The organism is Pseudomonas sp. P4_C4 (genome assembly GCF_056402055.1).
In genome coordinates, this window is the sequence record NZ_JBFUID010000023.1 from 1 (window position 1) to 13,676 (window position 13,676).

Below are 13,676 nucleotides of genomic sequence, written 5' to 3' on the forward strand. Positions count from 1 at the left end.
TTACCAACAGACTAGCAGGCGACTCTTTCAAGAACGTCGATAGGCTCGCCTTGTTTTGCACGACCTTGAGGCTTAGAAAAATACGGTCAAAACGAATCATCGTAACTGGAGCGCCAAACTGAATTTCTTCACAAAAGCGCATCCGATAGTCGCTATCGTCGAGCGGTCGATTCGGTCTAAAGCAGAGTTCCTTTATCGGAATGCGTCTGTTGCCCAGCCAGCAGAGCAATCCATGTACCAAGATCAGCCATGTTCCGTAGCTAAAGAGGCGGCGCTCAATTCCTTTGTCATGGATAACGATGACGGCGGAGTCGTCTTCAAGCCTCAGCTCACCGTGAATATCGTCCAATACGAGGCGTAGAAATTTCAGAATCCGCCGCAACGCTTGCTCTAACGACTCGCAGTCAATCGAAGCCTGGCACATCAATCGGAAGCTACCTCGTCGCATTGGATGGCTATCGATTCCGAAAAACTCATCGTCGAGTAGATCTGAAAGAGCGACCCACAGGCGAGAAAATGCAGCCGCCGAAACCCTGGCCTGGGGAGAAGTGAGGAGTTCCGGATCTATACGCGCTTGCTGCAATGCGATGGATGTGTCCAGTTGGCGTCGCAATGCGCCATCGAGGGCTTCATGCACCAATCCAATCGAAGTAGTTCCCTTGTCCTGGATGAGCATGCTTATTCCTCTGCGCAGTTGAAATCTGACTTTATGCTGATTTTCAAATCTCTTCGGCAGGTCTCTGCTTTGAGCAACCTGACGAGCCTGAATTATTTATCTACGTTCCAGCTTCACGGCATTGCATGTCAACCCGAAGGTTTTGTCAGCAGGGAGCCCATTTGCAACCCCTCCTTCTAGCCCTCGATGCCTGGCCTCGATTATCCAAAGCATTCAACCAAGCTGAGGCGTTTGAGCATTGTCGGGGCCACTGATCACCGACAATATCCGTTTAAGAATCTCCAGCGTGGCTTACACCTGAAGTAAACCGGCGGCCGGCTATGCGGCACTGCCAATTTGTGAGGAAACATCATGCGCATCGAAAACTCAGTCTTCCTGATTACTGGCGCAGGTTCTGGACTCGGGCTGGCTTCGGCGCGTGAGTTGGTGGACCGGGGTGCAAACGTGGTGCTGGTCGATGTGAACGAAGCCGCTGGTGTAGCTCGCGCTGACGAGCTRGGAAAACGTGCGATTTTCGTGCGAGCAGACATCACCAGTGAAARTGATTGCCGTACAGCAATTGCCTCTGCAGTAGGCGTCTTTGGCGCGTTGCATGGGGTGATCAACTGCGCGGGGGTTGCTCCAGCCGAACGGGTTTTAGGCCGTAATGGCGCACATGGGCTTGAGAGTTTTCGCCGAACTATCGAAATCAATTTGATCGGTAGCTTCAACATGGTTCGCCTTGCTGCTGAGGCTATGGCGGGAGGAGAGCCCGATGAAGAAGGTGAGCGCGGCGTAGTCATAAATACGGCCTCTGTCGCAGCTTTTGACGGTCAGACGGGCCAAGCCGCTTACGCCGCGTCCAAAGGTGGAGTGGCTGCCATGACATTGCCATTGGCACGCGACCTGGCTCGTTCAGGCATCCGTGTTATGTGCATTGCACCCGGAATATTTGAGACCCCGATGATGGCGGGTATGCCTCAGGACGTGCAGGCATCATTGGCAGCCAATGTGCCGTTCCCTCCACGGCTGGGACGGCCCTCCGAGTACGCGGCGYTGGCAGCGCACATCATCGAAAACTCCATGCTCAATGGTGAGGTGATTCGTTTGGATGGTGCTTTGAGAATGGCCGCGAAATAGCTCGAGCTAAAGGTCTGTGATCGGGCACAAGCCCCCCAACATGAAACAGAGGATTCAGTTATGAGCCATACCGACCCTATCGTCATTGTCAGTGCTGYCCGAACTCCGTTAGGAGGCTTTCTTGGGAATTTCAAGGAAGTCACCGCTGCGCAGCTGGGTGCGGTTGCAATTCGCGCCGCCGTGGAACGAGCCAGCCTGCAGCCCAGTGACATTGGCGAGGTCATCATGGGATGCGTGCTACAAGCTGGGCAAGGCCAGGCTCCGGCTCGCCAAGCTGCCCTGTTGGCGAATCTTCCGGAGCAAGTGGTGTGCTCAACAGTCAACAAGATGTGCGGCTCWGGCATGAAAGCGCTGATGTTCGGCCACGACCTTCTCCATGCCGGGAGCGCGGAAGTGGTGGTTGCCGGAGGTATGGAAAGCATGTCAAACGCTCCCTACCTGTTGGAGCGAGCTCGCTCAGGYTATCGAATGGGCCACAGTAAAATCATTGATCATATGTTTCTCGATGGGTTGGAAGATGCCTACGAGAAAGGCCGGCTCATGGGCACATACGCCGAAGACTGTGCTCAGAGTTATGGATTCACTCGAGACCAGCAGGATGAGTTTGCGATCAGCTCGTTGACCCGAGCTCAGAAGGCAATCACCGAAGGGCGTTTCCRGGACGAGATTGTCCCTGTGCTGGCTTCGTCTGGCCGTGAGACGGTTTCGATTGAAAGCGATGAACAGCCGGGTAAGGCCCGGATCGACAAAATTCCTACRTTGAAACCTGCGTTTCGCGAAGGCGGGACGGTGACTGCGGCGAACTCCAGTTCTATTTCGGATGGCTCGGCTGCCCTCGTGCTGATGCGCTTGTCTGAAGCCGAGCGTAGAGGCCTTACACCGTTGGCCCGGATAGCAGGTCATGCATCCTACGCGCACGCTCCCGGCCTCTTTGCCTCCGCTCCGGTCGGTGCGATTAAACGCTTGCTAGAGCGAACCAACTGGTCAATGCAGGATGTTGATCTCTTTGAGATCAATGAGGCCTTTGCCGTGGTGCCCATGGTTGTTATCCGAGACTTGAACGTCGGACATGAGCAATTAAATGTCCACGGTGGGGCATGCGCTTTGGGGCACCCGATTGGCGCGTCAGGCGCGCGTGTTGTTGTTACGTTGGTAAATGCCTTGAGGCAGAACGCGCTAAAGCGTGGCATCGCGTCTGTATGCATTGGTGGCGGTGAGTCGACCGCGATTGCTATCGAACTCCTCTCATAGAGAAGCGTTGACTGGCTGTAATAAGTCCCCCGCTGCGCATCGGGCATCTTTTTTGCCTAAAGGTGTTGGCACCGATGCCGAATTGACCCAGTTGCCGAGACGCCACTGACCCAGTCTGTTCCTCTCGAAGCATTGCCTATACGGGATTTGTGCAGATTTAGAGGTGGGTCAGTCTTGCTTCAGTAAATGGGTCAATTCGACGTCGACGTCAACAGCTTGCTGCTGCCGTGCTCATGGGATATCGAAAGAACTCCAATAAAATACGGGCTTGATTAGGATAATCGTAGGGATATGAATACTAAAAATCAGCATAATTTCATTGTAAAACAGGTGCTTATTTTTCTATTCGAGTCCAGGTCGTGGAGCCAGACAAGGTTCCAGAGAAGGCTTTCAAAATCTCTGAAACCACCGAAAAACCCGCCTTCTGGCGGGTTTTTTCGTTTTGGCGTTCCGTGGAATCCCGGTGGGTACCAGCCGTTTCAAGGGTAGAGCCCGGGATAAAGGTCAGTTCGATAAAAGGGAGCCCCCTTATGTAGGAGCGAGCTTGCTCGCGATGGTCGTTAACGATAACGCGAATTTACTGGCTAAACGCGGCGCTCTTGAGTCCATCGTCGGAACGCCGCCCGGAGCAAGCTCGCTCCTACAGAGTCTGGTGATCGACGAGAGGACGGGGTGGCGTCCTATCCACCAGGCTTGCTTGCTTATTCGCTGTTTCAGTTTGACCCGTATTGTCAGGACGGATCTTGAACCAGATGGCGTACATCGCTGGCAGGAACACCAGCGTCATGATGGTTCCGACGAACGTGCCTCCGATCAGCGTGTAGGCCAGCGTCCCCCAGAAGACGGAGTGTGTCAGCGGAATGAATGCCAGGATTGCCGCCAGCGCTGTCAGCAGTACCGGGCGGGCACGTTGTACCGTGGCTTCGACCACTGCATGAAACGGGTCCAGCCCTTCTTGCGCGTTGTGATGGATTTGCCCAATCAGAATCAGCGTATTGCGCATCAAAATGCCCGAAAGGGCGATTAGACCGACCAGAGCGTTGATACCAAACGGCTGCTGGAAGATAAGCAGTGTCGGCACCACACCAATCAACCCCAGTGGCGAAGTGAGGAACACCATGATCATCGCCGAGATCGAACGGACCTGCACAATGATGACCAGCAGCGTCATGGCAATCATGATCGGGAATAGCGGCAACATCGCTTTACCGGCCTTGCCCGACTCCTCGATTGCACCCGCCTGCTCAATCCGGTATCCGCCAGGCAGCTTGTCGATGACCGGCTGTAGCTCCTTCATGATCACGCTCGAGACGTCCGGTGGCTGCAAGCCTTCGGCAATGTCACCACGCACGGTGATGGTCGGTGTGCGGTCACGACGCCGCAGGACCGGATCTTCCATACGCACATCGACCGCTCCCACCTGGGACAACGGAATCCGCTGACCCGCCGTACCTACCAACGTAAAGCCTTCTATCTTGGCGGGATCGAGCCGGATATCACCCGCTGCGCGACCAACCACCTGCACCGAACGAATGTCCTCACGAACCGCGGTGATCGGTACTCCGGCCAGCAGGAACTGCAATTGCTGCGCGACTGAATTTGACGTCAACCCCACCGCCTCCAGGCGATCCTGATCCAGAGCAAAATGCAGCGTCGGCGTCAGCGGCCCCCAATCGGTGTTGACGGTTCTCATCATCGGGCTCGACTGCAACACGTCCTGTACCTGGCCCGCAATCTCGCGCAACGTTGACGGATCAGGTCCCATCACCCGGTAGGCAACAGGGAATGGCGAGTACGGCCCGAACACAAGCTGAGTCACCCTGACACGCGCTTCTGGGGCAAGTCCCTCGGCCGCCGCTTCGCGGATACGGAACTTGAGGGTCTCGCGCGCCTCCTGGCTGTCCGTCAGCACCACAATCTTCGCGAACGACGGATCAGGGAGTTCCGGCGCCATTGCCAGATAGAAGCGCGGCGCGCCTTGCCCGATATAGGCCGTTACGATCTTTGCCTCAGCCTGCTTTTGCAGCCAGGTCTCTATCTTGGCGGTGGTGGCGCTGGTCTGCTCAATGGAGGCTCCATAAGGCATTTGCACTTCAATCAATACCTCGGGACGGTCCGAGGTAGGAAAGAACTGCTTCTTGACCAGGCTCATGCCGAGGATCGCCACGACAAACGAAGCGATGACAATGCCGGCCACCAGCCATTTGCGAGCGACGACTCGCGTCAAAACCTGGCGGAAGCGGTTGTAGTTAGGGGTGTTGTAGATGGCCGCGTGACCACCCTCGACTTTCTTGATGTTCGGTAACATCTTCACCCCCAGGTATGGGGTAAAAGCGACCGCAACCACCCAGGAGGCAATCAGGGCAATGCCCACGATCCAGAACATGTTGCTGGTGTACTCGCCGGCTGTCGATTGCGCGAAGCCGTTGGGCATAAAGCCGATAGCCGTCACCAGCGTACCGGAAAGCATCGGCGCGGCCGTATGACTCCAGGCGTACGCGGAAGCTTTGATGCGGTCGTAGCCCTCTTCCATTTTCACCACCATCATTTCGATAGCGATGATGGCGTCGTCCACCAGCAGTCCGAGCGCCAGAATCAACGAGCCGAGGGTAATACGGTCAAAGTTCTTTCCTGTGGCCGCCATCACCACAAACACCACGGCCAACGTCAATGGCACCGCCGCAGCGACCACAACGCCTACCCGCCAGCCCATGCTGAGAAAGCAGACAAGCATCACCACAAGCAGCGCGACGAAGAATTTGACCATGAACTCGCCGACGGCCGAATCGATATTTACAGATTGATCGGTGACCTTGGAGAGCGTCATGCCCAAAGGCATGCCTTCATTTATCTTGACCGTCTCCGCGTCCAACGCCTTGCCGAGGTCAAGGCCGTTCCAGCCCTCACGCATCACGATCCCCAGCAACAAGGCTTCTTCACCGTTATTGCGCACGAGAAAGGTTGCCGGATCTTCATACCCACGTTCGATCGTCGCCACGTCGGCGAGTTTGAGCGTGCGCCCCTGAACCGCAATGGGTGTGTCACGAATCTTTTGCACCTTATCGAGGGCGCCATCCAGCCGGAGGAAGACCTGTGGCCCATTGGTTTCGATCGAACCGGCGGGCGTGAGCACGTTTTGATTATTCAGCGCGGCAAAGATGTCCTGAGGAGATACACCCAAGGTGGCCAACCGATCATGCGAAAAGGAAACAAAGATACGTTCGGGCTGCTCCCCAATGATGTTGACCTTCTTCACGCCCGGCACATGCAAAAGTTGTTGGCGCAACGACTCTGCATCACGCACCAACAGTCGCTGCGGCTCGCCTTTGGCTTTCAGGGCGAAAAGCGCAAATGTCACGTCCGAAAACTCGTCGTTGACCATTGGCCCGATGACACCCGCCGGCAGCTTCCTGGCCTCGTCGTCGAGTTTTTTACGCGCCTGATAGAACTCCTCCTGCACTTGCGAGGGCGGCGTACTATCGAGCAGTGACACCATCGTGAAAGCAAGGCCAGGACGGGTGTAGGTTTCCGTGCGGTCGTACCATTTCAGTTCTTGCAGGCGTTTTTCAAGTGGCTCTGCTACCTGATCCTGCATCTCCTGTGCCGTGGCGCCCGGCCACGCGGTAATGACCGTCAACTGCTTGACCGTAAACGGAGGATCTTCCGCACGCCCCAGCTGAAAGAACGACAAGATGCCCGCAACGGCAATCAGGAAGATCAGAAATACCGTGATAGAGCGCTCACGAACGGCGATCGCGGAAAGATTGAAGCGCCCCTCGCTCATGGACGACCCCCGGCAACTTTGACGCCATCCTGTTGAGGCAATCTCACCTCTTCACCTTCGCGCAACAGATGTGCGCCTAACGCTACGATCTGCTCGCCGACTTTAAGGTCGCCCGCGACTCGCACTGTGTCGTCGCTCAAGCCCAGGACTTGTACAGGTCGCCAGGCCACCTTCGCCGGTGTACCGGCGATGACCCACACGCCAGAGCCTTGGCCTGGGTCATAAACGGCTGCGATCGGTACTTGCAGCCCCTGCCCTTGCGTGGTGCCCTCAGCGATCCGAAGCGTGACGGTCGAACCTATCGGTGCATTGGCCAGCGCGCCGTCAAGCACATACCGCGCCTCGAAGGTACGTGTCATTCGGTCGGCCGAGTCAGAAAGCAGCCTCAGCTTCGCTGTAACAGCATCCGTGGCATTGCCATAAAGCGTCGCCTGCGCGGTGGATCCTGCTGCGGGGCGCAACGTCTCGGGCAGGTGCACGATCGCTTCGCGCTGCCCTGCCCGCGCCAGTCGAACCACGGGCTGTCCCGGGCTGACAACTTGTCCTGGCTCGGCGAGCGTCTCCACCACAACGCCGTCGGAATCCGCAAACAGCACCGCATAACCAGAAGCATTACGGGCAACGTCAGCCTGCGCGTCTGCAGCGCTGAGCTGCGCCTTTGCGGTATCGGCTGCGGCTTTGATCTGGTCATAGGCCGATGCAGAAATAGCGCCTGCGGCAACCAGACTGCGGTATCGCGCCTCGTCATCGGCTGTCTGCCTGGCTCGGGCCCGAGCCGCTATGACCGACTCTTGCTGTGCTCGCGCCTGCAACCCCAGGTCGATTGGGTCGAGGCGCATGAGTGGCTGACCACGTTTAACGGTCTGACCGGTATCAACCAGACGCTCAAGTACCTTGCCTGATACCCGAAAGCCAAGGTCGCCCTGGACGCGGGCAGCCACTACACCAGTGAAGGAACGCGAGACGTCGGACGAAGCCTGAACAGCAGTGGACCTCACCAAAGGGGCATGCGTGCGTGGATCTTCAACGGTGGATGAATCACCGCACGCCGTCAGGACGAGAGGCAACAAGCAAGCGGCAATAGGGAAAGGTCGAAGCCGGCGCATAGGTTCCCTTACTTAAAAATAGGACGAGCGTCATATTCTCAGCCAGGTGACTATAAGTGTCAATGGTCACAAACCATGAAACATCCAGTGTCTCAAGCTCAACACAGAAACCGCCGTTATCAACGAGGAAAACCAAAAATTTGCTCAAATCGCCTCAATTGACAGAGTGTGACTATTGCGTAATATGGTCACAAACATCCTCTATCGAAGGAATCTCAATGCCGCCCCTCCGTCCCATTGCTCTTTTGGTCAGCGCCGGCTTATTGGCAGGTTGCGCGGTCGGTCCGGACTACCATCGTCCAGAGGCTCCGCTTTCGGATCGTTACCTGGGTCAGCTCTCTGTCGAACAGCGGCGTGGAGCGACGCCGACCAGCCTTGCAGCCTGGTGGGAAGGCTTTGGCGATCCAGTGCTAACCGAATTCATCTCCAAGGCGCTTGAGCAGAATCTGGACCTGGCGCAGGCGTCGGCGCGAGTCACGCAGGCGCGGGCCGGACTAGGTGCTGCAAATGCCGCTTTACTCCCCTCAGGGAACATCAGCGGACAGGCCGCGCGCTCCTACCAGTCAATCGAGACGCCGCTCGGCCAGGTGTTGAACTCAACGCCTGGCAATGATCGGTACGCAAGTTCCTACGAGGCCAACCTCGATGCCAGCTGGGAGGCAGATGTCTTTGGCGGATTGCGCCGCGCACGCGAGGCTGCCCTGGCCGAGTACCAGGCTTCCCAGGCGGGCGCCGCTGCCACACGACTGGCCATCGCCGCGCAGACCGCTGATATCTACATCACTATCCGCGGACTGCAGGCCCGGCTGGACATTGCGAATCGGCAAGTCAAAACGCAGCAGGCGCTACTAGAGAAAGTCCAATTGCTCTACAGCAAGGGGCTCGCCGCCAACTACCAGGTTCGCCAGACCGAGGGGGAGCTATCGCAGGGCCAAGCGACAGTGCCGGTCCTGCAGACCGGTCTGGATGCTGCCATGAATGCGCTGGATGTGATGCTCGGCACGCCACCTGGCACTCACCGCACGCAACTGGCAAGTGCGGGGAGCATTCCTGTAGCACCGCAGTTGAAGGCGATGGGAACGCCGGCCGATTTGCTGCGCCGCAGACCAGATCTCATTGTGGCTGAGCGCCGTCTCGCCGCCTCAAACGCACGCATCGGGGAGGCGATTGCCGAGTACTACCCGAAATTCTCCCTTAGCGCATTGCTGGGCAGTGCCACGGCTGTATCCGCAGGCAACCTTTTCACCAGCGGCGCCAGCCAGTCGGCGGGCGTATTGGGTCTACGCTGGAGACTCTTCGACTTCGGTCGTATTAACGCCCAAATCGACCAAGCCAAGGGACAGGAAGCCGAAACCCTGGCCGCTTACCGTCAGTCCGTGCTGCGCGCCACCGAGGATGTCGAGAACGCGCTCTCCGCCCTGGTGAATCGGGAAGCTCAAGCAACCATCCTCACCGGGGGAGAGGCGTCTCTGACGCAGGCTCGCCAATCGTCGTTCATTGCCTATGAGAAAGGCACGGCCAGCCTGATCGATGTGCTGCACGCCGACGAGACGATGCTGCAGGCTTCTGATGCCCGAGCGCAAGCACGAACGGAATCGGCACGAGCGGCGGTTGCGGCATTCAAGTCGCTAGGTGGTGGCTGGCAACCTCTTGAAGCCCAGCCTGTTGCGACACGATGACCTGATAAGGTGACGTAGCACTACAGAAAGGCTCGAGATGTGCTCTTAAAGGTCGGGAGGCAACGCGTGCTCCCGACCGGACAGTTATCGTGTAACAGTACTCAACTAGAAACGGTAACTGACAGAAGTACCGAGCCCGCTCGCACTGTTCTTGTATTTGGCACTGTATGCACCTCTGGTCGGCGAGGTTTCGTTGACCTGCACGCTCTCCTCCCACAGGTAGGAATAAGCAACATCGATCGTGACGTTGTCCGCCGGAGTCCAGCCAGCACCGAAGCTGATAACCTTCCGGTCGCCTGTAGGAATGCGTGGTCCCCGGTTGGTGTTGTTGGTGGGCGACTGATCAACCGACAAACCTGCGCGAAGTACCCATTGGTTGTTCAGTTGATACGCCGTACCAATAGCGTGAGCCCATGTATCGTGCCAATTCTGTTCTTCGGTAATGGTGCCTAGCGCGCCGCTCAACGCAGGGGGTAAACCTGTGTTCTCGATGGTTAACTCTTTGAAGCGACTCCAGCGAGTCCAGGTGCTCCCCAAGTAGAGGGTCCAGTCGTTATCAAGCTGATGAGTCACCGAGAAATCCACTGACTCTGGTGTATCCACATCCAGCGAAGCGTCATAACTCCGGCCGCTGACCCCCAACACGCTAAAGATGCCGTCAGTGACCTTGGTCTTGGCATCCAATTGATAACTGACCCTGGAATGGTAGGTCATGCCCAAACGGGTTCGGTCTGTAGCCTGCACCAGGATACCGGCGTTGAAACCGAGGGCCGTGTCGTCGCCAGAGCTTTTGAGTTTTCCGTCGTTGCGACCAGGACTGAGTGGGTTGGGCACCATACCGGACAGCTCACCGCTGATACGGTTGATGGTCGGACCGAACCCGATCGAAACCTTGTCGTTAAAGGCATAGCTGACGGTGGGCTGGAACGTAAGTGTCGTGACCTCGCTTTTGTTGGCGTAGTAACGCCCGGCATAACCGCTGCCATAATCGGTCATCAGACCGAACGGTACATAAAAACCAACACCGAACGCCCAATGCTCATCGATGGGTTTGACGTAGTAACCCATAGGCACCGTGGTCGTGGGCACCATGTCACCATCTTCCTGACCTCCGAATGTACTGCGGGTCTGGCTTATGTCGGACTTGGCGAAAAGCGTCGCCGCCCCCACGCTGACCTGCTCTCTTTTCAAGCGGGACATTCCCGCGGGATTACCGAAGACCGTGCTCGCATCTTCAGCGGAGGAGGAGCGACCGGCAAACCCGGATCCCATCCCACTGATGCTTTGTTCATTGAGAGCGAAGCCGCTTGCAAAAACGTTTGAGGATGCGAGCACGACAGCAAGGCCCAATGGGCTCTTGAGCAATATTGTTTGCATTGTTTGAACTCTATGGGTATCACTGAGATGAAACAGTAGAAGCGACGCATCCCCATACTTATTCATGTGACCAATTCAGTCAATAGTCACAAAGCAGATAAATAAAATGCCCTTCGACGGATGAGAAGAAGGGCAAAGTGAAAAGCCGTTTTGATGATCTGGTGCTTACCCGGGTATGCCGTAAACCTTTAGCCGAGGGTCAAGGCATGAGGCTACGCAAGATGAGGTTGGAGGTGAGCGTGGGCGCTTCCTCGACGAAATCGAGGTTGTACTGCAGCAGCAAAGGATTGACGAATGGCCGCAGCGCGAGATGTATCGCTTCTACTGTCTCGTCCAGTGGAGTCTTGCGTTCAAATTCGCCAATTTCTCGCCCTTCCCGCACGATTTGCAACACGAAGTGTTTGATCTGTGCGTCATAAACCTGCGAACTGGGCCAGCTTTCCGACGCCGCGAACGCTGCAATGTCATACAGTTTTCGGTCGTTGAAGAACAGATTCACACCTGTGGCGATCACAGTTTTGACCAAGCGTCGAAAGCGCTCCGTCGGCGACAGGTCTTCTACATTGATTGCCTGCTCCACAGCCGCGACGATTTCTGCCAGACAATTTGCGCAGATGGCTTCACCGATCGCCTGCTTGGAATCAAAAAATTTGTAGATGTAGGCCTTTGAAAACCCGATGGCCTTTGCCAGGTCGGAAACCGTGGTTTTGCCGTAGCCGTACTGACTGAAATGTTCATTGGCCGCCGCGACAATCTGGTCTCGAATGTCGTGATCGGCTGGGCCACGGGGGCTGGGCGAAGATGAAGATTTTGATGGCTGATTCATGAGCACAGCTTACTCACCCTATCGAAGACTGACAACTTGTGACCGATTAGTTTTATAGTCACAAATCGACCGTTTTGAACGACTTTTCCGAGCGATCACACATGCTGCGGCCCTGTTCATGGGGTATCGAAAKGATCAGGGGCTTTTTTGTAGTTTTTCATAAAGTCAAAAGATCGCAGCCTGCGGCAGTTCCATGTAGGAGCTGCCGCAGGCTGCGATCTTTTGATCTACCAGCCTTTAGACATGCTCACTGCTTTTCGCGTGCACCGCCCGTGGTTCTGCCACGCCGTGTTCCGATTCCAGCACCGGAATCTCCTTGCCGTCGCAATCGTGCAGTTTACCGTCGCTGAAGTAGTCCCCTTCGCGCAACGCCGCCAGATCCTGATAACGCAGCACCCGCTCGGTACCGGCCGCAAACACCGATTGCTGGTCAGAGTTACCGGCGGTGAGATGGTTGAAGGTCAGGTTCAGCACGATAGCCATGATCGCTGACGAGCTGATGCCCGAATGGAAAATGGTCGCGAACCAGCTTGGGAAGTGATCGTAGAAGTTCGGCGCCGCGATCGGGATCATGCCGAAGCCGATGGAGGTGGCGACAATGATCAGATTGACGTTGTTGCGGTAGTCGACCTTGGACAAGGTCCGAATGCCGCTGGCCGCGACGGTGCCGAACAGCACGATGCCGGCGCCACCCAGTACCGAGGTCGGCACGGCGGCGATAACCCGGCCCATGAACGGCAGCAGGCCGAGGATCACCAGGAACAGACCGCCAGTGGCCACCACGTAGCGGCTCTTGATGCCGGTGACCGCCACCAGGCCGACGTTCTGGGCGAAAGCGCTCTGGGTGAAGGATCCGAAGATCGGCGCGAACATGCTCGACAGCATGTCGGCACGCAGACCGTTGCCCAGGCGCCTGGAATCGACCTTGGTGCCGATGATCTCACCGACGGCCAGAATATCCGCCGAAGTTTCCACCAGCGTCACCATCACCACGATGCACATCGACAGGATCGCAGCGAAGTGAAAGGTCGGCATGCCGAAATGGAACGGCGTCGGGAAGCCGAACATCGGGCCCTGGGTTACAGACGAGAAATCCGCCATGCCGAGGAACACCGCGATCACCGTACCGATGACCATGGCCAGCAGAATCGACAGGCGGGAGATGGTCGCACTGCCGATTTTGCTCAGCAGCAGCACCAGCACCAATGTCACCGCCGCCAGACCGATGTTCGCCATGCTGCCGAATTCCGGCGCGTGGCTGTTGCCGCCCATAGCCCAGCGCGCGGCTACCGGCATCAGCGTCAGGCCGATGGTGGTAATCACGATCCCGGTCACCAGCGGCGGGAAGAACCTGGTGATACGCGAGAACACCGGGGTTATCAGCAACCCGATCAGGGACGCCGCTATCACCGCACCCAACACCGACTGAAACCCGCCCTCCCCGCCACTGCTGACAATCGCCACCATGGTCGCGACGCCGGAGAAGGACACGCCCTGTACCAGCGGCAATTGACAACCAAAAAACGGTAAACCCAGGGTTTGCAGCAACGTTGCCAGCCCCCCCGCAAACAATGAAGCAGCAATCAACAAACCGATGTCCGCCGGCGAGAGCCCGGCCGCCTGGCCGATGATCAATGGCACCGCGACAATACCGCCATACATGGTCAGAACATGTTGCAGGCCATAAGCCATATTCGCGCCGATCCCAAGATTTTCGTCCTCGGGCCGTTGGTGTGAAACATGGGGCGTTTTCATGGTAGGGGGTTCCCTGGTTTTTGTTATTCGCACACTGTATGCAATAGTCAGGACAAATGTCTATAGAGTTGTATACAACTTATCAGTCACAAAATGGATACCT

The 13,676-nt window shown here is 56.9% G+C and carries 10 protein-coding genes; 3 read left to right on the forward strand and 7 right to left on the reverse strand.

All coding sequences use genetic code 11. From position 1 onward, the window contains the following. Window positions 1-676, reverse strand: a 676-nt coding sequence (locus tag AC1DXW_RS13925) for an AraC family transcriptional regulator (RefSeq protein WP_477760096.1), incomplete at its 3' end; no start/stop codon positions are given. Window positions 677-1,027: 351 nt separating this feature from the next. Between AC1DXW_RS13925 and AC1DXW_RS13930 the strand changes: the two genes are divergently transcribed. Continuing rightward, entirely contained in the window at window positions 1,028-1,795 is a 768-nt protein-coding gene (locus AC1DXW_RS13930) for a 3-hydroxyacyl-CoA dehydrogenase (RefSeq protein WP_477756342.1), read from the forward strand. Window positions 1,796-1,855: 60 nt separating this feature from the next. Continuing rightward, entirely contained in the window at window positions 1,856-3,046 is a 1,191-nt protein-coding gene (locus AC1DXW_RS13935; RefSeq protein ID WP_477760097.1) for an acetyl-CoA C-acyltransferase, read from the forward strand. Between the two features lie 640 nt (window positions 3,047-3,686). Here the strand turns inward: AC1DXW_RS13935 and AC1DXW_RS13940 are convergent. From AC1DXW_RS13940 to AC1DXW_RS13950, 3 genes are read right to left on the reverse strand one after another with little or no spacing between them, the layout of a single operon-like run. Next, a complete protein-coding gene (locus AC1DXW_RS13940) occupies window positions 3,687-6,830 on the reverse strand; it encodes an efflux RND transporter permease subunit (protein ID WP_477760098.1) in 3,144 nt (1,047 codons plus the stop codon). Beyond that, window positions 6,827-7,936 (reverse strand): efflux RND transporter periplasmic adaptor subunit, encoded by a 1,110-nt coding sequence (locus AC1DXW_RS13945; RefSeq protein WP_477754062.1) that lies wholly within the window; start codon window positions 7,934-7,936, stop codon window positions 6,827-6,829. The genes AC1DXW_RS13940 and AC1DXW_RS13945 overlap by 4 nt, the downstream gene beginning before the upstream one ends. Then, the gene (locus AC1DXW_RS13950) at window positions 7,869-8,084 is read right to left on the reverse strand and encodes a hypothetical protein (RefSeq protein ID WP_477754083.1); all 216 of its coding nucleotides are present in this window, start codon (window positions 8,082-8,084) and stop codon (window positions 7,869-7,871) included. The genes AC1DXW_RS13945 and AC1DXW_RS13950 overlap by 68 nt, the downstream gene beginning before the upstream one ends. A gap of 70 nt (window positions 8,085-8,154) precedes the next feature. Here AC1DXW_RS13950 and AC1DXW_RS13955 point away from each other — a divergent pair, with 70 nt between their 5' ends. Then, window positions 8,155-9,615 carry an efflux transporter outer membrane subunit gene (locus tag AC1DXW_RS13955; protein ID WP_477754063.1) on the forward strand — a complete coding sequence of 487 codons (1,461 nt, stop codon included), beginning with the start codon at window positions 8,155-8,157 and terminating at the stop codon, window positions 9,613-9,615. 105 nt (window positions 9,616-9,720) lie between these two features. Here the strand turns inward: AC1DXW_RS13955 and AC1DXW_RS13960 are convergent, their stop codons facing one another. The 3 genes from AC1DXW_RS13960 to AC1DXW_RS13970 form a co-directional block, all read right to left on the reverse strand. After that, the gene (locus AC1DXW_RS13960; protein WP_477754064.1) at window positions 9,721-10,992 is read right to left on the reverse strand and encodes an OmpP1/FadL family transporter; all 1,272 of its coding nucleotides are present in this window, start codon (window positions 10,990-10,992) and stop codon (window positions 9,721-9,723) included. A 199-nt stretch (window positions 10,993-11,191) separates the two neighbouring features. Next, complete coding sequence (locus AC1DXW_RS13965) at window positions 11,192-11,818, reverse strand: TetR/AcrR family transcriptional regulator (RefSeq protein WP_477754065.1); 627 nt, start codon at window positions 11,816-11,818, stop codon at window positions 11,192-11,194. 237 nt (window positions 11,819-12,055) lie between these two features. Beyond that, window positions 12,056-13,573, reverse strand: a complete 1,518-nt coding sequence (locus AC1DXW_RS13970; protein WP_477754066.1) for a nucleobase:cation symporter-2 family protein — start codon at window positions 13,571-13,573, stop codon at window positions 12,056-12,058. Between the last annotated feature and the right edge of the window lie 103 nt (window positions 13,574-13,676).